This window comes from Spirillospora sp. CA-108201, assembly GCF_050936235.1.
Lineage (GTDB): Bacteria > Actinomycetota > Actinomycetes > Streptosporangiales > Streptosporangiaceae > Spirillospora.
This window is the reverse complement of the sequence record NZ_JBNJNE010000001.1, coordinates 6,495,042-6,515,952: the sequence shown is the minus strand read 5'-3', so window position 1 is coordinate 6,515,952 and position 20,911 is coordinate 6,495,042. Positions and strand designations below refer to the sequence as shown.

The 20,911-nt window shown below is 74.1% G+C and carries 23 protein-coding genes and 2 pseudogenes; 16 read left to right on the top strand and 9 right to left on the bottom strand.

Annotation, left to right across the window (positions count from 1 at the left end):
• Position 1: 1 nt before the first annotated feature.
• Positions 2-955: a ribose-phosphate diphosphokinase gene (locus ACQEU6_RS31485; RefSeq protein WP_499336660.1), complete on the bottom strand. Its 954-nt coding sequence runs from the start codon at positions 953-955 to the stop codon at positions 2-4.
• A gap of 162 nt (positions 956-1,117) precedes the next feature.
• On the opposite strand from ACQEU6_RS31485, the gene ACQEU6_RS31480 reads away from it, so the two are divergent.
• The 7 genes from ACQEU6_RS31480 (at position 1,118) to ACQEU6_RS31450 (ending at position 6,269) form a co-directional block, all read left to right on the top strand.
• Entirely contained in the window at positions 1,118-1,321 is a 204-nt protein-coding gene (locus tag ACQEU6_RS31480; protein WP_499336659.1) for a DUF1918 domain-containing protein, read from the top strand.
• Positions 1,322-1,341: 20 nt separating this feature from the next.
• On the top strand, positions 1,342-2,145 hold the full coding sequence (locus ACQEU6_RS31475; protein ID WP_499336658.1) for a sigma 54 modulation/S30EA ribosomal C-terminal domain-containing protein: 804 nt from the start codon (positions 1,342-1,344) through the stop codon (positions 2,143-2,145).
• 155 nt (positions 2,146-2,300) lie between these two features.
• Positions 2,301-2,927 (top strand): YncE family protein, encoded by a 627-nt coding sequence (locus ACQEU6_RS31470; protein ID WP_499336657.1) that lies wholly within the window; start codon positions 2,301-2,303, stop codon positions 2,925-2,927.
• A 2-nt stretch (positions 2,928-2,929) separates the two neighbouring features.
• Positions 2,930-3,571: a YncE family protein gene (locus ACQEU6_RS31465; protein ID WP_499336656.1), complete on the top strand. Its 642-nt coding sequence runs from the start codon at positions 2,930-2,932 to the stop codon at positions 3,569-3,571.
• A 119-nt stretch (positions 3,572-3,690) separates the two neighbouring features.
• Positions 3,691-4,242, top strand: coding sequence for a hypothetical protein (locus tag ACQEU6_RS31460; RefSeq protein ID WP_499336655.1), 552 nt, complete (start codon positions 3,691-3,693; stop codon positions 4,240-4,242).
• Positions 4,243-4,355: 113 nt separating this feature from the next.
• Complete coding sequence (locus ACQEU6_RS31455; protein WP_499336654.1) at positions 4,356-4,601, top strand: hypothetical protein; 246 nt, start codon at positions 4,356-4,358, stop codon at positions 4,599-4,601.
• A 147-nt stretch (positions 4,602-4,748) separates the two neighbouring features.
• Positions 4,749-6,269: an MDR family MFS transporter gene (locus tag ACQEU6_RS31450; protein ID WP_499336653.1), complete on the top strand. Its 1,521-nt coding sequence runs from the start codon at positions 4,749-4,751 to the stop codon at positions 6,267-6,269.
• 73 nt (positions 6,270-6,342) lie between these two features.
• Here ACQEU6_RS31450 and ACQEU6_RS31445 read toward each other — a convergent pair whose 3' ends face one another.
• From ACQEU6_RS31445 to ACQEU6_RS31435, 3 genes are all read right to left on the bottom strand, one after another.
• Positions 6,343-7,314, bottom strand: coding sequence for a YbgA family protein (locus ACQEU6_RS31445; protein ID WP_499336652.1), 972 nt, complete (start codon positions 7,312-7,314; stop codon positions 6,343-6,345).
• Positions 7,311-7,823: an RNA polymerase sigma factor gene (locus tag ACQEU6_RS31440; protein ID WP_499336651.1), complete on the bottom strand. Its 513-nt coding sequence runs from the start codon at positions 7,821-7,823 to the stop codon at positions 7,311-7,313. The genes ACQEU6_RS31445 and ACQEU6_RS31440 overlap by 4 nt, the downstream gene beginning before the upstream one ends.
• Before the next feature lie 113 nt (positions 7,824-7,936).
• Positions 7,937-8,869, bottom strand: coding sequence for a MerR family transcriptional regulator (locus ACQEU6_RS31435; RefSeq protein ID WP_499336650.1), 933 nt, complete (start codon positions 8,867-8,869; stop codon positions 7,937-7,939).
• 237 nt (positions 8,870-9,106) lie between these two features.
• Between ACQEU6_RS31435 and ACQEU6_RS31430 the strand changes: the two genes are divergently transcribed.
• The 3 genes and pseudogenes from ACQEU6_RS31430 to ACQEU6_RS31420 all read left to right on the top strand — a co-directional run.
• Positions 9,107-10,423, top strand: coding sequence for a cryptochrome/photolyase family protein (locus tag ACQEU6_RS31430; RefSeq protein ID WP_499336649.1), 1,317 nt, complete (start codon positions 9,107-9,109; stop codon positions 10,421-10,423).
• A gap of 64 nt (positions 10,424-10,487) precedes the next feature.
• Entirely contained in the window at positions 10,488-11,993 is a 1,506-nt protein-coding gene (locus ACQEU6_RS31425) for an SDR family oxidoreductase (protein ID WP_499336648.1), read from the top strand.
• Between the two features lie 19 nt (positions 11,994-12,012).
• Positions 12,013-12,381 (top strand): annotated as a pseudogene (locus ACQEU6_RS31420) (FAD-dependent oxidoreductase); the annotation flags it as partial.
• A 99-nt stretch (positions 12,382-12,480) separates the two neighbouring features.
• On the opposite strand, the gene ACQEU6_RS31415 reads toward ACQEU6_RS31420, so the two are convergent.
• Both ACQEU6_RS31415 and wrbA read right to left on the bottom strand, forming a co-directional pair.
• Entirely contained in the window at positions 12,481-13,923 is a 1,443-nt protein-coding gene (locus ACQEU6_RS31415) for an MFS transporter (protein ID WP_499336647.1), read from the bottom strand.
• Between the two features lie 44 nt (positions 13,924-13,967).
• The gene (gene wrbA, locus ACQEU6_RS31410; RefSeq protein ID WP_499336646.1) at positions 13,968-14,606 is read right to left on the bottom strand and encodes an NAD(P)H:quinone oxidoreductase; all 639 of its coding nucleotides are present in this window, start codon (positions 14,604-14,606) and stop codon (positions 13,968-13,970) included.
• A gap of 77 nt (positions 14,607-14,683) precedes the next feature.
• Between wrbA and ACQEU6_RS31405 the strand changes: the two genes are divergently transcribed.
• Complete coding sequence (locus tag ACQEU6_RS31405) at positions 14,684-15,139, top strand: MarR family winged helix-turn-helix transcriptional regulator (protein ID WP_499336645.1); 456 nt, start codon at positions 14,684-14,686, stop codon at positions 15,137-15,139.
• A gap of 36 nt (positions 15,140-15,175) precedes the next feature.
• On the opposite strand, the gene ACQEU6_RS31400 is transcribed toward ACQEU6_RS31405, so the two are convergent.
• Positions 15,176-15,514, bottom strand: a complete 339-nt coding sequence (locus ACQEU6_RS31400) for a helix-turn-helix domain-containing protein (RefSeq protein ID WP_499336644.1) — start codon at positions 15,512-15,514, stop codon at positions 15,176-15,178.
• On the opposite strand from ACQEU6_RS31400, the pseudogene ACQEU6_RS31395 reads away from it, so the two are divergent.
• The 5 genes and pseudogenes from ACQEU6_RS31395 to ACQEU6_RS31375 all read left to right on the top strand — a co-directional run.
• Positions 15,401-15,937 (top strand): annotated as a pseudogene (locus ACQEU6_RS31395) (alpha-lytic protease prodomain-containing protein); the annotation flags it as partial. The gene ACQEU6_RS31400 and the pseudogene ACQEU6_RS31395 overlap by 114 nt on opposite strands.
• Before the next feature lie 6 nt (positions 15,938-15,943).
• Complete coding sequence (locus ACQEU6_RS31390; protein WP_499340401.1) at positions 15,944-16,795, top strand: carbohydrate-binding protein; 852 nt, start codon at positions 15,944-15,946, stop codon at positions 16,793-16,795.
• 223 nt (positions 16,796-17,018) lie between these two features.
• On the top strand, positions 17,019-17,312 hold the full coding sequence (locus ACQEU6_RS31385) for a hypothetical protein (protein ID WP_499336643.1): 294 nt from the start codon (positions 17,019-17,021) through the stop codon (positions 17,310-17,312).
• 109 nt (positions 17,313-17,421) lie between these two features.
• The gene (locus ACQEU6_RS31380) at positions 17,422-18,456 is read left to right on the top strand and encodes a permease (protein WP_499336642.1); all 1,035 of its coding nucleotides are present in this window, start codon (positions 17,422-17,424) and stop codon (positions 18,454-18,456) included.
• Positions 18,453-19,172 carry a TIGR03943 family putative permease subunit gene (locus ACQEU6_RS31375; protein WP_499336641.1) on the top strand — a complete coding sequence of 240 codons (720 nt, stop codon included), beginning with the start codon at positions 18,453-18,455 and terminating at the stop codon, positions 19,170-19,172. The genes ACQEU6_RS31380 and ACQEU6_RS31375 overlap by 4 nt, the downstream gene beginning before the upstream one ends.
• 51 nt (positions 19,173-19,223) lie before the next feature.
• Here the strand turns inward: ACQEU6_RS31375 and ACQEU6_RS31370 are convergent, their stop codons facing one another.
• Positions 19,224-20,144, bottom strand: coding sequence for a glycoside hydrolase family 19 protein (locus tag ACQEU6_RS31370; protein ID WP_499336640.1), 921 nt, complete (start codon positions 20,142-20,144; stop codon positions 19,224-19,226).
• Entirely contained in the window at positions 20,144-20,710 is a 567-nt protein-coding gene (locus tag ACQEU6_RS31365) for a lytic polysaccharide monooxygenase auxiliary activity family 9 protein (RefSeq protein ID WP_499336639.1), read from the bottom strand. Before ACQEU6_RS31365 ends, ACQEU6_RS31370 begins: the two co-directional genes overlap by 1 nt.
• Between the last annotated feature and the right edge of the window lie 201 nt (positions 20,711-20,911).

Sequence of the window (20,911 nt, the reverse complement as noted above, 5' to 3'; positions counted from 1 at the left end):
GTCAGCCGCCCACCAGCAGGGTGTCCAGGGACTGGCCGTGGTGGAGGCGGCCGACGGCGTCGGCGATCAGCGGGCCCACGGACCGCACCCGGAGCCGCGGCGCCCGCGCCCCGGCCACCGGGAGGGTGTCGGTGACCAGCAGGCGGCGGATCGGGAGCCGGTCGAGCCGGTCCCGCGCGGCGTCCGCCAGCGGCCCGTGCGCCGCGGCCACGGTGATGTCGGGCGAGGCGCCGTGGGCCAGCAGGACGCGCACGGCCGCCTCGACCGTCCCGCCGGTGCTGATCATGTCGTCCACGATGACGGCGGGCCGGCCCTCCACGTCGCCGACCAGTTCCTCGGCGTGGACCCTCTCACCGCTCACCCGCGTCTTGCGCACCACGGCGACCGGGCGCCGCAGGAGCCGCGCGTAGTGCTCGGCGGGCTTGACCGCGCCGAGATCGGGCGCGACCAGCACGGCCGAGTCCGGTGTCAGCTCCGCCAGCTCGTCCGCCAGGAGGGGGACGGCCGTCAGCATCTCCACCGGAACCGGGCACATGGCCTCCAGGGCGACGGTGTGCGGCTCCACCACGATCAGCCGGTCGGCCCCCGCCGAGGCCAGCGCGCCGAGCATCACCCCGGCGCCCAGCGCCTGCCCCGCCCGGCCCCGGCGGTCCTGCCGGGCGTACCCGAAGTACGGGACGACCGCGGTGACGGTCTCGGCGCCGCCCCGGCGGCACGCGTCCAGGAGCAGCAGCAACTCGACCAGGTGGTCGTTGACCGCGGGACCGGTGGGCTGCACCACGTAGACGTCCCCGCCCTGCACGCCGTGCACGACCGGCCGCAGCTCGCCGTCCGGGAACCTCTCCACGTCGCAGGGCACCGGCCGGACGCCGAGCTCGGCCGCGACGGCGGCGGCGAGCCCCGGGTGGGCCGTCCCCGCCACGATCCGGGTCGGCATCGTGCTTCTGCCGGACATCGCCCTCCCGTCGTCGGCCGCTCCCCGACTCCTTCCCCTCCCCCGACCGGATAGCCGGAATCTCGGCATACCGACTGACCTGCATGAATATGGACCTTTGGCCCTGGTGCCGCACCCGCGCCTGCCCGCACCATGGACTCAACGCGACGTGAGGGGGACACGATGCGAGCGAGCGAAGGAGACCGGCTGATCGTCCACGGGCACCACGTGGGCGAAGCGGCCCGCAGGGCCGAGATCCTCGAAGTGCACGGACGGGACGGAGAGCCGCCCTACCTGGTGCGATGGGACGACGGCCACGAGACCACGTTCTACCCGTCCTCGGACTCCACCATCGAGCACCAGCCGGCCGCGTGGGCGAAGCGGTAGAGCGGCCGGGAGGGGACGCCATGGACCGGACGACGGCCGGCACCGCGCCCGAGGTGACCGTGGAGCACCGGGGAAGCATGCCGGAGGGCGCCGCCGACTACGCGCGTTCCAAGGTGAGCGCGGTGTTCCGGCACGCGGCGGAGCCGGTGCTGTTCGCGCGCGTGAAACTGACCATGTCGCCGGATCCGGCTGTGGCGCGTCCCGCGGCGGCCCAGGCCAACGTGGACGTCAACGGCCGCCTGGTCCGGGCACACGTCGCGGCGCGGAGCATGACCGAGGCCGTCGACCGGCTCCACGACCGGCTGCGGAACCGGCTCGACCGGATCGCCCGGCACTGGGAGGCCCGCCGCGGCGCCTACCCCACGAGTCCCGCGACGGGCCCGCACGAGTGGCGGCACGGCGCCGAGCCGACGCATCGTCCGGACTACTACCCGCGTCCCCCGGAGGAGCGGGAGCTGATCCGGCACAAGTCCTTCACGCTGACCCCCGAAACGCCCGACGAGGCGGCCTTCGACATGGAGGTGCTGGACTACGGCTTCCTGCTGTTCACCGACGTCGAGACGGGCGAGGACAGCGTCATCTACCCCGCCGACCACGGGTACCGGCTGGCGCAGGCGACGCCGCGCGAGCGGACGGGCACGCCCCGCGCCGTCCCGCTGACGATCAGCCCGCGTCCCGCGCCCAAGCTGACCGTCCAGGAGGCGGTCGAGCATCTGGAGGCGGCCGGCGTGCGCTGGGTGTTCTACCGCGACGCCGAGACGGGGCGGGGCAACGTCCTCTACCACCGCTACGACGGGCACTACGGCCTGATCATCCCGGCATGAGCGCGGGGTGACGCGCTCCTCCACCAGGTGACAAGAATTCCGTCCACATCGGGTCTTGCGGCGCACACCACCCCTGCTTACTATCCAGTAACCAAAATCTGAACACGGTGATGTTCGGATTAGGGCGACCCCCACCCCCTCTGGGAGAAGCAAGCATGCACGCTGCGACCACCCCTGCCCGCCCCAGACCGGACCGTCGCCTGCGGAGCATCGCCGCCGCCGCCGTCCTGGCCGCCGGGGCCATCGCCCCCGCCGTCACCGCGTCCACCGCCCACGCGGCCCCGCTGCGCGAGGTGATGTTCGTCGGCAACAACTGGGAGGGCACCGCCGACGTCATCAAGTCCAGCGGCGACTTCGCCAGGATCGGCCGGGTCGACGTCGTCCCCGACCGGAGCCGGCGCCTCACCGCGATCCACCTCAACCCGATCAACCTGGCGGTCTTCCTCGGCATCCGGGCCACCGCCGGCGAGGGCCACGACCAGCTCGTCGACGACCTGTACTCCACCCCCGACGGCTCCGCCCTCGTCGCCTCGCGGCCGAGCTTCGGCGACGTCGTCTCCATCGACCTGACCACCGGGAAGGTCCGGTGGCGGTTCGCCGTCTCGGGCTACCGGGCCGACCACATGTCCGTCTCCCCCGACGGCGCCAAGGTCGCGGTGTCGGCCTCGCTCGGCAAGGTCGTCCACGTCCTGGACATCAACACCGGCAGCAGCTCGGCTCGTTCGCCACCGGCGACAAGCCCCACGAGAACATCTTCACCAGGGACGGCCGGTACATCCTGAACATGTCCATCGGGAACGTCGAGACGGACTTCGACGACCCGTCCCAGGACTGGACGAAGGGCGACCGGCACATCACCGTCGCCGACGCGTCCACCTTCAAGATCGTCAAGACCATCGACATGCGGTCGCGCCTCGACGCCTTCGGCCGCAGGGACCTGTCGAACGCGATCCGGCCCGCGGTGCTCTCCCCGGACGAGTCGAAGCTGTACTTCCAGGTGTCCTTCTTCAACGGCCTCGTCGAGTACGACATGGCCACCGACAAGATCACCCGGGTGCGGACCCTGCCGAAGAACCCGGCCACCGGCGACGACCGCACCACCTTCGTCAACGACTCCCGCCACCACGGCCTGTCGATGAGCCCCGACGGAAGCAGGCTCTGCGTCGCCGGGACCATGGACGACTACGCCACCGTCGTCGACCGCTCCACCCTCCAGGAAGGCCCCCTGGTCACCGCCTCCAAGCCCTGCTGGGCCACCGTCAGCGGCGACGGCCGCGCCTGCGTCATCTCCGAGAGCGGCGCCGACCAGGTCACCGCCATCGGCTTCGGCACGGGCCAGAAGATCACCTCCGTCCCGGTCGGCGACCACCCCCAGCGCGTCCGCCTGGCCCACATCCCGGCCGCCTGGACCGGCACCACCGGCTGACCCGCGAGGGACGCGGGGCACCCCACCCCGCGTCCCTCCTCCTCTCCTGCTCTCGGCCTGGTCGACGGGTTCGGCGGTCTCCTGTTGGATGGGGTGGTCGTGATGGGATGGCGTGTCTGATGGCTCTGCGTGCGGATCTGGCCGCGTTGGTCGCGGAGGCCGGGATGCTCGATGTGGACGTCGACGAGGCCGTCGAGGACGAGCATGTGCGGGTCCGCGTCCATCGCGAGGTCGTCGCCGCGGTCGCCGCGTCCCGCCGTCCGGCCGCCGAGCGCCGGATCGCGGCCCTGATCCTGCGCGATCCCGATTCCTCGGTGGCGAAGACGGCGGTCGTCCAGCTCGTGGACGAGGTCGCGCTGAGGGCCGGCGGTCCGGAGGACTTCCAGCGGTGGGCAACGGAACTCATGCCGGAGCTGCGGGGATTCGAGGTGGAAGGGCACGGCGCGTTCGTGCGTCGCCGCGTCCGCGACTGGTCGCTCCACCTGGCGATCGAGGACGGGCGGACGCCGACGTCCGCCGAGCTGGCGGGCGCCACACCCTGGATGCAGCGCAGGCTCGCGGAGAGGACCGCCTTCCTGCCGGTCCTCGAACTGCTCGCCGAGAGCGGCGGCACGAGGAAGGTCCGGAACATCGCCGGGCATCGGGCCGAGGCCCTCCGGAGACGGGCGTAGACCGCGTCAGACCGCCCGGCCGGCGACGGCGTGGACTTGCAGGATGGCGGCGAAGCGCTCGTCGGCGCGGTCGAGCTGGCCGGTGATGTGACCTTGATGACGCGGGCGGCCGGGTGGCGTTCCAGGCTCTCGACGACGTGCGCGCGGTACTGGGCGTGGACGTCCCGGCCGCGGTCGTAGACGGGGTTGGTCACGGCGCGGACGAGCTCGGCGACGCGCGGCCCGAACTCGGCGGACAGGACGCCGAGGGCGGCCTCCGCCGGGTCGGCGTGGCCGTCTCCGGCCAGGTCGGCGGGGTGGTCCTCGACGGAGTCTGCATGAGGGCGGCGACGAGGAGGTCCGCGTCGTCCGTCTCGTAGCGGCACATGATGCGCAGCGTCACCCGGAGCAGGTGGTTGACCACGGGCTCGCGGACGCGCCGGTCCTGCCGGTGCAGGTCGCCGGCCGGTCGAAAGAATTCTCGAATCGGGCGATGAGTTCTTCGGGCGGCGCCGGTCTACCCGGGCATGACGACGACGCGAGAGCACGCGAGCGGCGAGCTGCCGGAGACCGCGGCCCGGGGGGCCGGCCGTTCGGGGACGCCCGCCGTGATCCGGCTGCTGGTGCTGGCCACCTTCGTGGTGATCCTCAACGAGACGGTAATGATCAACGCGATCCCGCGGCTGATGGCGGACATGGACGTCACCGAGCAGGCGGCGCAGTGGCTTTCGACCGCGTTCATGCTGACCATGGCGGCGGTGATCCCGGTGACGGGGTGGTTCCTGCAGCGGGTCACCACCCGCCGCGCCTACGCCACCGCGATGGGCGTCTTCCTCGCCGGGACCGCGCTGGCGTCGGTCGCGCCGGTGTTCGAGGTGCTGCTGCTCGCGCGGATCGTCCAGGCGACCGGAACGGCGGTGATGATGCCGCTGCTGATGACGACGCTGATGACCGTCGTGCCCGAGGAGGACCGCGGCCGCGTGATGGGCAACGTGACCATGGCGATCTCGGTCGCGCCGGCGATGGGTCCGGCCGTCTCGGGCCTGATCCTGCAGCTCGGCTCGTGGCGGCTGCGGTTCGCGGCGGTGCTGCCGGTCGCGGCGCTGATCGCCTGGCGGGGGCTCGGACGGCTGGAGAACGTCGGGGAGCCGCAGGCCGGCACCGTCGACTGGTTCAGCGTCGCGGCCGCCGCCCTCGGGTTCGGCTCCCTGGTGTACGGGCTGAGCAGGTTCGGGCAGGGCCGCGCGGCGGTCCCCGCGGCGATCGTCGCGTTCGGGGCGGTCACGATCGCGGTGTTCGCCGTCCGCCAGCTCCGTCTGCAGCGCCGGAACGTGCCCCTGCTGGACCTGCGCGTCCTGCGGCACCCCGCCTACGCGCTCTCGCTGCTGCTGATGGCCCTCGGGTTCATGGCGATGATGGGGTCGATGATCCTGCTGCCGATCTACCTGCAGAACCTGCGCGGGCTCACGCCGCTGGAGACCGGCCTGCTGATGATGCCCGGCGGGCTGGCGATGGGGCTGCTCGGCCCGGTCGTGGGGCGGCTGTTCGACCGCTTCGGCGGGCGCATGCTGATCATCCCCGGGGCGGCCGGCATCGTGCTCGCCCTGGCCGGGTTCACCCAGATCTCGGCGACGACGCCGTACTGGCAGGTGCTCGGCCTGTACTCGCTGCTCATGGTCTCGCTCGCGGCGGCGTTCACCCCCGTGTTCACCCTCGGCCTCGGGGCGCTCCCGGCGCCGCTCTACGCGCACGGCAGCTCGATGCTGGGCACCCTCCAGCAGGTCGCCGCGGCCTTCGGCACGGCGCTGGTGGTGACGGTGATGACCGGGCGCGCCGAGAGCCGGATGGCCGACGGGGCCGCCGCCGCGCTCGCCCAGCTCGACGGGATGCGGCTGGCGTTCGTCATCAGCGCCGCGCTGTCGCTGGGGATGCTCGGGGTCGCGTTCCTGCTGCCGAAGCGCCCGAAGGCCGCCGCCGCGCCGGAGGCGCCGCCGGCGGCCGAGAAGCCGGAGGACGCCGGCGTGGTCCTGGAGCCCGCCGCCTGCTGAACGGGCGTGACTGGTCGACGGGCCGGTGGTGAGCCTCGCTCACCACCGGCCCGTTCGGCACGGGCCCTCGCGGTCAGAGGTAATGGCGGAGGACCAGGTCGGCGGGGTACGGGTCCAGGTAGGTCTGCTGGGTCAGGTAGTCGAGCTTCTCGCCCATGGCGTGGTGGCGCAGCAGGGCGATGGGGACGCTCAGCGGCGCCCGCCCCTGCCGGTAGGTCTCGATGGCGGCCGCGAGGTCATGGCGGCGGGTGTCGTCGAGGTGGCCGCTGAGCATCCCGAGGACGTGCTGGAGGGCGTTCATGTGACGGCCCCGCTTGGCACGGACGGCGAACGCCGCGCTGAACGTGTGCCGGTAGTCGGCCTCCAGCCCGTCGCGTGGACGAGTGCCCGCCTGCGCGACGATCCGTCCGAGCGCCTGGTAGGCGGCCGGGTCGTGGGCGAGGATCTGGAGCTTGTGGCGGCTGTGGAAGGCGACCAGGTCGCGGGGCCGCCACTCCTCGTCGAAGAGCTCGCGGAGCCGGGCGTGGGCGAAGATGCGCTCGATGAAGTGCTCGCGCAGGACGGGATCGCGGAGGCGGCCGTCCTCCTCGGCGGGCAGGTCCGGGAGGGCCTCGCGGACGAGGTCGGCGAACACTCCGCGGCCCTGGCGGTCGACCGGCTGGTCGTCGGTGCGCTCGCCCGGCCTGCCGGAGGCGTAGCGCGGCAGGCGGAACAGCCCGCAGGACGGCGACCGCGACTTGAGCACGTAGCCGTCCAGCTCCTCCAGCTGGGGGACGCGGGTCCCGGCGAGCGCGGTCATCGCGGCGGTGTGGTCGGCGGACCCGTCCCTGGTGACCAGATGCCCGTCGGTGAGCAGCCGCAGCGTGGGGCGCGGCGTCCCGAGGCCGATCTCCATCTCGGGGCAGACCGGGACCCAGTCGACGTGCGGGTCGAGGACGTCGGTGAGGAACCGGTCGCGGCTGTGGCCGGCGTTGTGGCGGACGGGGGCGCCCAGCAGGCAGCTCGACACCGCCAGCCGGGGGCGCGGATGGGGGGCGGCGGTCACAGAAGCTCTCTCATTCGGCGCAGGCCGCGGGCCGTGCGCGCCTTGACGGTGCCCAAAGGGACGGAGAGCCGGTCGGCGATCTCGGTCTGCGTCAGCTGCCCGAAGTGGGCCATCACGATCGCCTGCCGCTGCGGCAGGGGCAGGACCGCGAGGGCCTCCCGGACGTCGCAGGCGGTCTCCACGGACGGGGAGGCGTCGGGCGTCCGCGCGGCGGGCGGCTCGGCGTGCTCCTCCAGGGGCAGCGTCCGGCGGTAGTGGCGGGCCTCGGCGCGGAGCTGGTCGATGGCTCGCCTGCGGGCGATGGCGAGGACCCAGGGCTCCAGGGCGCGCGCCGGGTCGAAGCGGCCGCGCGACCGCCAGACCTCGAGGAAGACCAGCTGGACGACGTCGTCCACGGTGTGCCGGGGCACGAGCCGGACGACGTGGCGGCGGACGAGCGGGCCGAGGGAGGTGTAGCACTCGGTCAGCGCGGTCTCGTCCCCGCGCGCGAGCCGCTCTCCCAGGTTCATGAGCTGGGCCTTTCCCTGGAGAATCGTTTCAAAACTTGTTCATAGTCGATTCCAGGGGCGGCGTCCGGCCCGACACGGCCGCGTGTCGTGCGCGTGGGTGACTTCCGCGCCGGTCAGGGCGCTGCGGGGCCGTCCGAAATCTCGGTCACGGCTTGGGAAAGGCTCGTCACGAGCCGGACCGCGTCCGGCAGGCGGTCCCGCCGCCAGCCCGGGCCGCCGGCCATGAGCCGCACCGCGGGACGGGTGCCCGGGAGCTCGGCCAGCCAGTCCGGGGCGCCGGTCTCGGCGATCTGCGACCAGACGAAGACGGTGCCCGGCCCCGTCCGCCGGATCGCGGCGGCGAGGGCCTGCGCGGGCACCCGCGCCCCCAGCAGGCTCGCCGCGACACCGCCCTGCGCCAGCGCGGCGGCCAGCGCGTACAGCGGCAGGCTGTGCTGCTCCTCCGGAGCGCAGGCGAGCAGGACGGGCCGGACGTTCACCGGCCGCCTGGGAGGCGGCACCTCCGCCAGGCAGCCGAGCACCACCGTGGTCAGCAGGTGCTCCACCTCGATGCACTCGCCGCCCGCCGCGTGCTTGCGGCCGATCCCGACCATGACCGGGACCACCAGGCCGTCCCAGGCCCGCACGACCCCGTCCCGCGCGATCACGGTCCGGACGGTGTCGGTCAGGGCGGGGACGTCCAGCGACATCGCCGCGCGAGCCAGCCCGCGCACCTCGGCGGCGTCGGCTCCGGCGGGCGCCTCCCCGACGGGCACGCGGTTTCCTCCGGCGCCGTGCCCGCGGGGCGGACGCGGCGCGCCGGGCGGTTCGTGCAGCGCGGCGTGGGCGGCCTCACCCGGCGGGGCGCCCGCGAGGATCAGCCGCTGCATCTCCTCCAGCCGCGCCACGTCCGCGGGCGTGTAGCGGCGGTGGCCGCCGGGGCTGCGCCCGCTCGGACCTATGCCGTACCTGCGGTCCCACGTGCGCAGGGTGGCGGCCGCCAAGCCCAGGCGCTGCGCCACCGCGCCCACGCCCAGCCCCGGCTCCCGGTCCGTCTCCCCACGCATGCGTTTCGGTCTCCCGTGCTGCTCCGACGGCACAGCGTACGGCGTCCGTGATCCTCTCGGCGTCTCCCGTCCTCCGGCGAAGCGAGCCCGCCGATCGCGCGGTCTCACTGAGCTTCGCCGGAGCCGGACCTTCCGGTTGCATCCCAGTTCGGCACCGACCTCCCCGTTCGCCACCGCGCTGAACGGCGACATCGCCCACCGCAACCGTTCGCGCCCCCGGCTCCGAAGACCCAGGTGATGGACACCTCGCTGATGCTGTTCACCCGCGACCTCCGGGTCCGCGACAACCCCGCCCTCGCCGCGGCCTGCGAGGCCGGACGGGTGGTGCCGGTCTTCGTCTTCGACGACGCGATCCTGGACGGTCCGTTCGCCGCGCCCAACCGCGTCCGGTTCCTCCTCGACAGCCTTGCCGACCTGCGAAAATCGCTCAAGGACCGGGGCGGCGACCTGGTGGTGCGGCGCGGCGACCCGGCCGAGGAGGTCGCCCGGCTGGCCCGGGAGACCGGCGCCCGCACGCTGTACCTCGCCGACGAGCGGTCGGCGTACGCGGCCCGGCGCCTCGACCGCATCCGCGAGGCGGCACGCGCGGACGGCATCGACCTGGAGGTGTCGGCGCATCCCGGCATCACCGTGGTCACGCCCGGCGAGCTCACCCCGGTCAGCGGCGACCACTACAAGGTGTTCACCCCGTACTGGCGGGCCTGGGAGGCGGCCCGGTGGCGTCCGGCCGCGGACGTGCCGCGGGAGGTCCGGCTGCCGTCCGGCGTGCAGCCGGGCGCGCTGCCCCGGCTCGGCGACCTGACCTCGGGCTCCCCGTCCCCCGACCTGGCGCCCGGCGGGGAGGGCGCGGGCCGCGAGCGCATGCGGGCGTGGCTGCGCGACGACGCCGCCGCGTACGACGACGTCCGCGACGACCTCGCCGCCGACCGCACGTCCCGGCTCAGCCCGTACGTGAAGTTCGGCTGCGTCTCGCCGCGGGAACTGGCGGAGGCCGCGCCGGACCCCTACCGGCGCCAGCTGGCGTGGCGGGACTTCCACCACCAGGTCGCCGCCGCCTTCCGCGACCTCCCGCGGCGCGACTACCGGTCGCGCGACCGGAGGTGGAACGACGACAGGGACGCGTTCGCCGCGTGGTGCGACGGCACGACCGGCGTCCCGATCGTGGACGCGGGGATGCGCCAGCTCCGCCGCGAGGGGTTCATGCACAACCGCGCCCGGCTCATCACCGCCTCGTTCCTGACCCGCGACCTCGGCATCGACTGGCGGCGGGGCCTCGGCCACTTCAACGCGTGGCTCGCCGACGGCGACGTCGCCGACAACGCGGGGAACTGGCAGTGGGTCGCCGGAACCGGGAACAGCACCCGCCCCGACCAGGTGATGAACCCGTTCCGGCAGGCGTCGCGGTTCGACCCGCGCGGCGACTACGTCCGCCGGTACGTGCCCGAACTGGCCGGCGTGGAGGGCTCGCGCGTCCACCGCCCCTGGACGCTGGACGAGGACGGCAGGCGGTCGCTGGACTACCCGCCGCCGATCATCGACCCCGACGACCGGTAGGCGGGCCGGTGCACGCGCCCTCGGCTCCCGCCCGCACCGACGGCGACCGACCCTGGAGGAGCACATGAAGGCCGGCAATGGGCGGACCTGCCTCGTCACGGGGGCCGGCGGCTACATCGGAGGCCGCCTCGTGCCGGAACTCCTGGACGCCGGCTACCGGGTCCGGTGCATGGCGCGCTCGGCCCGGCGGCTGCGCGACCACCCGTGGGCGGACCGGGTGGAGATCGTGGAGGCCGACGCGACCGACCCCGGGTCGACCCGGCGGGCCCTGGAGGGCGTGGACGTCGCCTACTACCTGATCCACGCGATCGGCGGCGCCGGCGGCTTCGCCGAGACCGACCGGCGGGCGGCGCGCACGTTCTCCGCCGCGGCGCGGGAGGCGGGGGCCCGGCGGCTCGTCTACCTCGGCGGCATGGAGCCGGAGGAGGAGCTGTCGGCGCACCTGCGGTCCCGCGCGGAGGTCGCCCGGATCCTCCTGGACGGCGGGGTGCCGACCGCGTGGCTGCGCGCCGCGGTGATCATCGGTTCGGGCTCGGCGTCGTTCGAGATGCTGCGGTACCTGACCGAGCGGCTGCCGGTGATGGTGACGCCCCGCTGGGTGCGCACCCGCATCCAGCCGATCGCGATCCGGGACGTCCTGTACTACCTGGTGGCGGCCGCGGACCTGCCCCCGGACGTGAACCGGGGCTTCGACGTCGGCGGTCCGGACGTGCTCACCTACGTCGACATGATCCGCGGCTACGCCCGCGTGGCGGGCCTGAAGCTCCGGATCATCCTTCCGGTCCCGGTGCTGAGCCCGCGGCTGTCGAGCCTGTGGGTGGGGGGCGTCACGCCCGTGCCCGGCGCGCTGGCGCGGCCGCTGGTGGAGTCGCTGCGCAACGAGGTGGTGTGCGGGGAGAACGACCTCGCCGAGTACGTGCCGCCGCCGCCCGACGGGCCGATCGGGTTCGAGCGCTCGGTCGAACTGGCGCTGCGCCGCGTCCGGGAGGCGGACGTCGCGACCCGCTGGTCGTCGGCGAGCACTCCCGGCGCGCCCAGCGACCCGCTGCCGACGGACCCGGACTGGGCGGGCGGCAGCCTCTACACCGACGAGCAGGTCCGCCGGACGGGCGCGACGCCCGAGCGGCTGTGGGAGGTGGTCGAGGGGATCGGCGGGGACCGCGGATGGTACTCCTTCCCCGTCGCCTGGCAGGCGCGGGGCGTCCTCGACCGGCTGGTCGGCGGGGTCGGGCTGCGGCGCGGCCGCCGCGACCCGCGCCGGCTGCGGATCGGCGAGGCGGTGGACTTCTGGCGCGTGGAGGAGATCGAGCGGGGGCGGCTGCTGCGGCTGCGAGCCGAGATGCGGCTGCCGGGGCCGGCCTGGCTGGAGTTCACGGTGCGCCGCGACGGCTCCCGGACGCTGCTGACGCAGCGGGCCCTGTTCCACCCCCGCGGCCTCGCCGGGCACGCGTACTGGTGGGCGTTCCGCCCGTTCCACGACCGGATCTTCGGGGGGATGTGCTCGGGGATCGTCCGCGCGGCCGAGCGCGGCGAAGCACCCAAACCCCGCGCGACGGTACAAGCCCACTGAAGTCGGGCTCCCCGGGGCGATGCAACCGACCGGCCGCCGTGTCCCGAAGAACTGTGCAGACCTCGAGAACTGTGCGGAACTCACCCGGGACGGCGATGGAGAGAAAAGTGCGAACCCGACATCCTGCGGCGCGCCCGCATGGCGGCCGTCCCGGGGCGGGCTGATGGGGGCGCGGGGACCGGTCGTCGTGATCGGGGCGGGCCTCGGCGGCCTGTCCGCGGCGATCCACCTGGCGGCGCGGGGCCGGGAGGTGGTGCTGGTCGAGGCCCGTGACGTGCCGGGCGGCTGCTGCGGCACCGTCCGCACCGGGCCCGCCGCGAACACCGGGCCCGCCGGCGGGTACCGGTTCGACACCGGCCCCTCGGTGCTGACCATGCCGGAGGTCCTCGCCGAGACGGTCGGCGCGGCGGGCGCGGACCTGGTACGTGGGGCTGCCTCCCCCACACGATCACCTCGTACCGGGACGGCTCGGCGGATGCATCGACCGTCACGCCGCGGCCCGGCGGCGGGGCAGCAGGAGGCCGATCGCCGCGATGAGCAGGCCCAGGCCGGCCGCCATCAGGAAGACCCGGTCGTAACCGGCGGCGAGGGCGGCGGTCGTGGTCGGCGCGCCGGCCGCCTCCCGCGTCCGCGCGGCGGCGGCCGTCGCGAGCACCGCCAGGCCCACCGCCCCGCCCGCCTGGGAGGCGGTGTTGGCCAGCCCGCCGATGACCCCCGCGTCGCCTTCCGGGACGCCCGCGGTCGTGGCGGCCATGAGGGTGGGGAACGTCAGCCCGATGCCGACCGCGACGAGCAGCGTGGGCCCCAGCACGCCGGTGAGGTAGCCGCTGCCGGCATCGGCTTGGGAAAGCCACCCGAACCCGGCGAGGAAGCAGCAGGAGCCCGCCAGCACCAGAAGGCGCGCACCCGTCCGCGGCAGCAGCCCGGCGGCGAAGCGCGCGACCACCATGAACAGCACCGCCGCGGGCGTCTGCCCCAGCCCGGCCTGGAGCGGGCCGTAGCCGAGGACGTTCTGCAGGAACAGCGACGTGAAGTACCACATCGCGATGGCGATCCCCCCGAAGAGCAGGAGCATGCCGCTGCCCGCGGCCACCCCTCGGATCCTGAACAGCCGCAGCGGCATCAGGGGCCGCCGGGCGTGGCGTCCCTCCACCACGAGGAAGGCGGCGAGCAGGAGCAGGCCCGCCGCGGCCGGGCCGGCGACCCGCGCGGACGTCCAGCCGTGGTCGGTGCTCTGCATCACCCCGTAGATCAGCGCGGCCAGCCCCGCCGTCCCGGTGACGGCGCCGGGGACGTCGAGGGGTTCCCGCCGGCCGGGCCGCGCGCCGGGCAGCGAGGCCAGGGCCACCGCGATCAGCACCGCGCCGATCGGCACGTTGATCAGGAAGACCCACCGCCAGGACAGGCCGGTCGTGAGGGCGCCGCCCGCGACCGCGCCCGCCATCCCGCCCACGCCGCCGGCGGCGGACCACGCGCCGAACGCCCGCGCCCGCTCGCGGCCCCCGGGGAAGGCGGTGTTGATCACGGCCAGCGTCGCCGGGGCCAGCACGGCCGCCCCCACGCCCTGGACGGCGCGCGCCGCCACCAGGATCTGCGGCGCGGTCGCCAGGCCGGCGACCAGGCTGGCGGCGGAGAACAGGAACATTCCGGCGGCCAGCGTCCGGCGGTGGCCGAACAGGTCGGCGGCACGTCCGCCCAGCAGCATGAGCCCGGCGAAGGTGAGCAGGTAGCCGTTCACCACCCAGGCCGGTCCCGCGGCGGTGAACCCGAGGTCCCGGTCGATCGAGGGCAGGGCGACGTTGACGATGGACGCGTCCAGAATCACCATGAACTGGCACGCGCACACCAGCACCAGCACCGCCCAGCCGACCCCGGCCCCGGCCTTCCCGGGTTCGCGGTCCGAGGCCTTCGCGGACGGCTGAGACGACACGGGCACCTCCTGAGGATGAGCGGAACCGCGCATGACGTCGCCGCTCACACGCTCTGCGGGGCGAGCCCCCGCGCGTCGGCGCCGGCGAGCAGGCGGGTCGTCGTCCGTGCCAGCCGGCGGCCCTGGTGGCGGGCCGCGTCGAGGGACGCGGTGTCGGGGCCGTCGCCGGACGGGCCGGTCACCGACGAGGCGCCGTAGGGGTTGCCTCCGGCGGCGTAGACGGCCGGGTCGGTGTAGCCGGGCGGGACGATCAGCGCGCCCCAGTGGTAGAAGACGTTGGACAGCGCGAGGATCGTGGCCTCGTTGCCGCCGTGGCGGTTGAAGGCCGAGGTGAACGCGGTCACCGGCTTGTCGGCCAGCACGCCCTCCCGCCACAGTCCGACGCTCTGGTCGATGAACTGCTTGAGCTGCGCGGCGGGAGTGCCGAAGCGGGTCGGCGTCCCGAACGCGTACGCGTCGGCCCACGCCAGGTCCTCGACGGCGGCCTCCGGGATCGCGGCGGCGGCGTCCACGTGCCGCCGCCACCGCGGGTTCTCGTCGATGGCGTCGCCGGACGCCAGCTCGGCGACCCGCCGCAGCCTCACCTCGGCCCCGGCGGAGGCGGCGCCCTCGGCGACGGCCTGCGCGAGCGCGTGCACGGCGCCCGTCGCGCTGTAGTAGATGACGGCGACCTTCACGGACATGTCGGCTCCTCGATGGCGCGGTAGGATTAGTTATCCGCATAATGTTATGCGCATAACCAATCCGTCAAGGAGGGCCCGTGGACTTCGACCGAGCCGACGCGATCAACCAGGCCATCCGCCTGCTGAGCCTGCGCCACCGGGCCCGGGCCGCGGCGCTGCTGGCCCCGCTCGGCCTGCATCCCGGGCAGGAGACGCTGCTGCTCGAACTCGCCCGGAGCGGCCCGAGGATCCAGGCCCAGCTCAGCGAGGCGCTCGGCTGCGAGCCGCCCAGCGTCACGCTCATGACCCGCAAGCTGGAGGCGTCCGGACACGTGCGCCGCAGGCCCGCGCCGGCGGACAAGCGCGCCAGCGTCGTGGAGCTCACCGACTCCGGCGCCGCCCTGGCCGAGCAGGTCAAGGAGCTGTGGTGCGCCCTGGCGGAGGAGACCGTGACCGGTCTGCCCGAGCGGACCGTCGCGGACCTGCCCGGCGTGCTCGCAGCCCTGACCGCCAACGTCGACACGCGGCGCGCACGCCCCCGGCCTGCCAGGTGACTCCGGCGCGCGCTCACGACCCGCTCCCGCGGGCCGTCAGACCAGGCCCCTCCGGGCGGCGTGGACGCCGGCCTGGAACCTCGTGCGGGCGTTGAGGGTGCGCAGGAGGCGGGCGACGTGGCGGCTGACCGTGCGCGCGCCCATTCCGGTGTGGCGGGCCACCGCCTCGTCCTTGAGCCCGGCGGCGAGCAGGGTGAGCAGATGCCGGTCGGCGTCGGACAGCCGGGGCCACACGTCGGCGGAGCCGGACTCGTCGTCGAAATGCGGCGGCGTCGCCTGTTCCCAGCAGGTGTCGAAAACCTCGATGAGAATGTCGAGCAGGGTCGACGGGCGGATGAGCGCGGTGATGCCGGGATCGTCGCCGCGCAGCGGCATCAGCGCCATTTCGTCGTCCACGATGACGAGTTTGGCGGGCGGATTCTCCAGGATGCGGGCGCGCTCGCCGATGCTGGAATCCTCGCGGGCCAGGTCCATGCGCGCGGGGATGGCGAGGGCCTCGGGCGCGTAAATGGCGCGGTACTCCACGCCCTCTCCGGCGTCACCGCCGGGAGGCTGCGGCTGAGCCTCGGCGGCGCCTTCGCCGGCAGCCGGGTCAGCGGCAAGACCTCCGAGACGCTGCACGTCGCCACCACCGACCCCGCCCGGGCGTCCGAGATCACCGCCCGGGGCGCGCGGGCGACGGTCGTCGGCCGCAGCCTGGCCGACCTCACCGCCGCCAAGGCGAAGCTGGACCGCGCCGCCGCGCGCCGCGCCCCGTCCCACTCCCCCGTCTGGTACGCGGACGTCAGGGCCAACCGCATCGTCGTGCTGAGCTCCGCGCCCGCCGAGGCGCGCGCCTTCGCGAAGGCCGCCGGGGTCGGCGCCGCCGACGTCGCCGTCAAGCGCTCGACCATCAGGCCGCGCACGTACTACGACCTGCGGGGCGGCGACGCCTACTACATGAACGGCTCGGGACGCTGCTCGATCGGCTTCTCGGTCACGCGGGGCGGGACGCCCGGGTTCATCACCGCGGGGCACTGCGGCCAGCCGGGCACGTCCACCAGCGGGTACAACCAGGTCCAGCAGGGCGGCTTCCAGGGCTCCTCGTTCCCCGGCAACGACTACGCCTGGGTCGCGACGAACGGCAACTGGTCGCCGGTCGCACGCGTGAACGGCTACGGCTCCGTCCAGGATCCGGCCGTCTCCGGTTCGACGGTGGCGCAGACCGGCTCCTCGGTGTGCCGGTCCGGCTCCACCACCGGCTGGCACTGCGGCACCGTCCAGCAGCTCAACACGAGCGTCACCTACCCGCAGGGCACCGTGTCCGGGGTCACCCAGACGAACGTGTGCGCCGAGCCGGGCGACTCGGGCGGCTCGTTCATCTCCGGCACGCAGGCCCAGGGCACGACGTCGGGCGGCTCCGGCAACTGCAGCAGCGGCGGGACGACGTTCTTCCAGCCGGTCAACGAGGGGCTCCAGGTCTACGGCCTGACGCTCTACACCGGCACGCCGAACCCGCCCGACGACCCGCCGAGCGGCAGCTGGGCGGTGGGCACCGTCTACCAGGTCGGCGACGTCGTGACCTACAACGGCTCCAGCTACGAGTGCATCCAGTCCCACCAGGCGCAGCCCGGCTGGACGCCGGAGAACGTCCCGGCGCTCTGGCAGCGCGTCTGACACCCTGAGCCGCGCCTCTACTGGATCTCAGAGGAGCGCGGCACCGGTGAACGGCGCACCCCGCTCCGCCCGCGGGTGCGCCGCCTCCCCAACGGGTACTCGCCACGGATCCCGACCGCCGGCGGGGGCCGGATACCCGTGCGTCCGGAGTGGGCAAAAACCGGTTAATGCGTGCTTGTGCCGGTGAACGCCCGGGTACGGGCCGACCGACCAAGGGGGGAAAATGATCAGGACACTGCACAAGCGGGGCCTCAAGTCGCACCACATGTACATGGCGGGACTCGGGTCGATCGGCCTGGCGTTCGCGTCGTGGGCGCTGTCCAACCAGCTGGAGGAGAGGGGCATGGACCGCGCCGACCGCTGGGGGATCTTCGTCGGCGAATGGGCCCCGACCTTCTTCGCCATCGGCGTCGCCATGCGCCTGGAGGAGATGCGCGAGGAAGGCACCGACGTCCCGCAGCAGCGCGGCCAGATGGACGAACGGGTCGGGGGCCGCGCGTCCCACGCGATGCGCTGACCGCACACCCGCGGCCCGGACGGCCGGAGCACGGGCACGCCGGCGACGTCTGAACGGCAGGCGGTCATAGATTCCAAGTCGGGCGGGGCGGGGGGTCGTCTCTGGGACGATGTCCTGCATGACCGGACGCACTGGCCTGCGGGCGGCCGAGGAGTTGCTTCCGCCGGCGGAATGGGGGCGCCGGCGTACGGCGTCCGGAGCGCGCGCGGCGTGGGTGTTCGGCGCGCTGGCGGCGGCGCTCGTGCTCGGGCGCGTGTGGGCCGCGCCCCGAATCGACGCGCGGGCCCTGGACGCCTGGGCCACGATCTTCGTGGCGGTGTGCGTGCAGGCGCTGCCGTTCCTGGTGTTCGGGGTCGCGCTGTCGGCCGCCATCACCGCGTTCGTCCCGGCCTCGGTGTGGCGGCGGGTGCTGCCGCGCCGGCCGGGGGCGGCGGTTCCGGTCGCCGGCGCGATGGGGGCGGTCCTGCCGGGGTGCGAGTGCGCGTCGGTGCCGGTCGCGGGCGGGCTGATGGCGCGCGGGGTGGCTCCCGCCGCCGCGCTCACGTTCCTGCTCGCCGCCCCCGCGATCAACCCGGTCGTGCTGGTCGCCACCGCGGTCGCCTTCCCGGGGAAGCCGGAGATGGTGGTGGGACGCTTCGCCGCCTCGCTGCTGGTGGCGGTGCTGGCCGGGTGGGCGTGGCTGCTGCTGGGCAAGCGCGAATGGCTCAGGGTGCCCTCCCGCCCTCACGCGCACGGGGCGGCCGGACGCCTGGACGCGTTCCGGCAGGCCATGCGGCACGACATCATGCACGCCGGAGGGTTCCTGGTCGTGGGCGCCGCGGCGGCCGCGACCATCAACGCCGCGGTGCCCTCGTCCTGGGTCTCGTCCGCGGCGGGCAACGCCGCGGTGTCGGTCCTGCTCCTGGCGGTGCTGGCGGTGCTGATGTCCATCTGCTCGGAGGCCGACGCGTTCGTGGCGGCCAGCCTGTCGCAGTTCTCCACCACCGCGCGGCTGACGTTCCTCGTGGTCGGGCCGATGGTGGACCTGAAACTGATCGCCTTGCAGGCCGGGTTCTTCGGCCGGAGCTTCGCGGTCCGGTTCGTCCCGCTGACGTTCTGCCTGGCGGTGGGGGTCAGCGCGCTGGTGGGAGGGCTGCTGTCGTGAGCCGGTCCGCGCAGAACCTGCTGCTCGTGCTGCTCGGCGGCGCGATGCTGTGGATCACGCTCGGCAGCGGCGAATACGTCAACTACGTCCGGCCGGCGTTCCGCTACCCGCTGGTGGCCGCGGCGGTCGCGCTCGTCGTGCTGGGCGCCGCCGGGCTGCGCCGGGAATGGCGGGACACCGGCGGCGACCACGACGGGCACGCGCACGGGCCGGGTGTGGCGTGGCTGCTCTGCCTGCCCGTGCTGGTGGTCTTCGTGATCGCGCCGCCCGCGCTCGGCTCGTTCACCGCCGCGCGCGGCGCCGGCCGCGCCGCGCCGCCGCCGCCGGCGCCCGCCGAGGGCTTCGCCCCGCTGCCGAGGACGGGGGCGCCCGCCCCGATGAGCATGGGCGAGTTCATCGGGCGCGCCTACGAGGCGCAGACGGGCGACCCCGCCTCGTTCGAGGGGGTCCCGGTGCGGCTGACGGGCTTCGTGAGCCCGCCGGCGAAGGGCGAGCGCGGCTGGCGCGTCACCCGCCTCAAGGTCGCGTGCTGCGCGGGGGACGCCGTCCCGTTCCCCGTGATCGTGCGCGGCCTGCCGCGTCCGCCCGCCGACACGTGGGTGCGGGTCGACGGGGTGTGGGAGCCGCCCGCGACCGGGCGCCGGGCGACGGTCGTCCAGACGCTGCGCGGGCGGTCCCTCCAGCGGGTCGGCAGGCCCGGCGACCCCTACGAGTGATCGGGGTCACCGGGCACGGGCCGTCGGCGAACCGCCGCCCTCAGGATTCCCTCAGCAGGTGAGATCGGAGCCTGGGGCGACGCCGAGGATCTGGGTGAATCGCTGGTAGGCGTTCACCCGACTCTGCACCTGGGCCGGATTCCGGCCGTCGCATTCCAGGGCGCCGTTGATGCTGCGGATCGTCTCGCCGAATCCGCGGCCGTTGACCATCGCGTTGTGGCCGGTCATGGTGCCCGGGCCGTTCTGGGTCATCCAGTACCAGAGCCCGGTCCGCCACGAGACCGACGCGTCGCGCTCCACGAGCCACGGATTGTTCAGCAGGTCGAGGCCGAGGGCGTCGCCCGCCGCCTTGTAGTTGAAGTTCCAGCTCAGCTGGATGGGACCGCGCCCGTAGTAGGCCGCCTGCCCCGCCGGGCACCCGTAGGGCTGGCTCGCGTCGCAGTAGTGCGGGTAGTTCCCCGTGTTCTGCTCGACGACGTAGACCAGCCCGCCGGTCTCGTGGTTGACGTTGGCCAGGAAGGCGGCCGCCTCCTGCTTCTTCACCGTGTCGCTTCCGGTGTCGGCGAACGCGGGGAACGCCGCCATGGCCGCGGTCAGGCCGCCGTAGCTGTAGAACGCGTTGCGGCTCGGGAACATCTGGTCGAACTGCGAGGCGCTCACCACGAACCCGCTCTGACCGGGCGGATCGCCGGGGTCGGACGACCCGCCGCAGGTCCCCTTGTCGGCCCACACGTCGGCGCGGCCGGGGGTCTCGTTCTGCGTCCACCACTTCGCCGACCAGTTGTGCCCGTTGTAGGACACCGCGGCCCCGCCGGTGTAGACGGCGGAGGAGCTCCACGCCGCCGCGCAGTCCGCGGCGGAGGCCGGCGCCATCGGCAGGACGGCCGACAGCGTCCCCGCCGCGAGCAGGAGGGCGCCGGTCAGCCGGGCGCCCCGGGGCAGCGGGACGCGCCGCGCCTTGCGGACCGGCATCACTGGACGTTCACGTCGACGCAGGCGTAGAAGGCGTTGGACGTGTCGGCGATGTTCCAGATCGCCAGCACCTTCTGCCGGCCGGTGACGCCGCCGAGGTTGACCGAGTGCGAGACGGTGGCCGGGGGCTGCTGGTCGTTGCCGTCGACCACGGCGACGCGCCGGCCGCCGACGTAGTACTCGTAGTTCGAGGTGCGGTGCCGGGCGGTGAACGTCCAGGTGAAGGTCACCGTCTGGCCGACGGTGGTGGCCCGCCAGCCCTTGGCGTCGTCGTCGAGGTCGGCGAACCGCGAGTTTCCGCCGCTGCAGCTGCGCAGGCCCTTCGGACCCTCGACGCTCTGCGGCTCCCACTGGATGGAGCCGCACTGGACGATGTGCTGCGCGCACTGGGCCTGGCGGCTCATCGGCGCCGAGACGTATCCGTGGGCCCAGGCCGAGGTCGCCGGGATCACCACGGCGACGAGCGGGGCGAGGCCGGCGCCGGCCGTGACGGCGGCGATCCGGCGCGAGCGCTTCGTGCGGGGGGTCCTCGCGCTTGGGTTCTTCGTGCGTGGGGTGGTTTCCATGCGGGGGGTCCTTGCGTGATGGGGGTGGTCATGGGACGTCGTCGCGGCGGGACCCGCCGCGTGAGGGGAGCAGCCGACGAACGGCGGTGACGCGGTGGAGCGCGGGAGCGGGGCATGGACACTCCATCGGATAGGAAACTTTCCTATCGGATTTAGCGAACGTTAACCCCGCTCGCGATCGCGGGCAAGAGCCCGCCGGAA

Bases quoted from the DNA above. Each gene is read 5' to 3' on its own strand.
- ACQEU6_RS31485 (WP_499336660.1), bottom strand. From the start codon at position 955: ATGTCCGGCAGAAGCACGATGCCGACCCGGATCGTGGCGGGGACGGCC.
- ACQEU6_RS31480 (WP_499336659.1), top strand. From the start codon at position 1,118: ATGCGAGCGAGCGAAGGAGACCGGCTGATCGTCCACGGGCACCACGTG.
- ACQEU6_RS31475 (WP_499336658.1), top strand. From the start codon at position 1,342: ATGGACCGGACGACGGCCGGCACCGCGCCCGAGGTGACCGTGGAGCAC.
- ACQEU6_RS31470 (WP_499336657.1), top strand. From the start codon at position 2,301: ATGCACGCTGCGACCACCCCTGCCCGCCCCAGACCGGACCGTCGCCTG.
- ACQEU6_RS31465 (WP_499336656.1), top strand. From the start codon at position 2,930: ATGTCCATCGGGAACGTCGAGACGGACTTCGACGACCCGTCCCAGGAC.
- ACQEU6_RS31460 (WP_499336655.1), top strand. From the start codon at position 3,691: ATGGCTCTGCGTGCGGATCTGGCCGCGTTGGTCGCGGAGGCCGGGATG.
- ACQEU6_RS31450 (WP_499336653.1), top strand. From the start codon at position 4,749: ATGACGACGACGCGAGAGCACGCGAGCGGCGAGCTGCCGGAGACCGCG.
- ACQEU6_RS31440 (WP_499336651.1), bottom strand. From the start codon at position 7,823: ATGAACCTGGGAGAGCGGCTCGCGCGCGGGGACGAGACCGCGCTGACC.
- ACQEU6_RS31435 (WP_499336650.1), bottom strand. From the start codon at position 8,869: ATGCGTGGGGAGACGGACCGGGAGCCGGGGCTGGGCGTGGGCGCGGTG.
- ACQEU6_RS31430 (WP_499336649.1), top strand. From the start codon at position 9,107: ATGGACACCTCGCTGATGCTGTTCACCCGCGACCTCCGGGTCCGCGAC.
- ACQEU6_RS31425 (WP_499336648.1), top strand. From the start codon at position 10,488: ATGAAGGCCGGCAATGGGCGGACCTGCCTCGTCACGGGGGCCGGCGGC.
- wrbA (WP_499336646.1), bottom strand. From the start codon at position 14,606: ATGTCCGTGAAGGTCGCCGTCATCTACTACAGCGCGACGGGCGCCGTG.
- ACQEU6_RS31400 (WP_499336644.1), bottom strand. From the start codon at position 15,514: ATGCCGCTGCGCGGCGACGATCCCGGCATCACCGCGCTCATCCGCCCG.
- ACQEU6_RS31385 (WP_499336643.1), top strand. From the start codon at position 17,019: ATGATCAGGACACTGCACAAGCGGGGCCTCAAGTCGCACCACATGTAC.
- ACQEU6_RS31380 (WP_499336642.1), top strand. From the start codon at position 17,422: ATGTCCTGCATGACCGGACGCACTGGCCTGCGGGCGGCCGAGGAGTTG.
- ACQEU6_RS31370 (WP_499336640.1), bottom strand. From the start codon at position 20,144: ATGCCGGTCCGCAAGGCGCGGCGCGTCCCGCTGCCCCGGGGCGCCCGG.
- ACQEU6_RS31365 (WP_499336639.1), bottom strand. From the start codon at position 20,710: ATGGAAACCACCCCACGCACGAAGAACCCAAGCGCGAGGACCCCCCGC.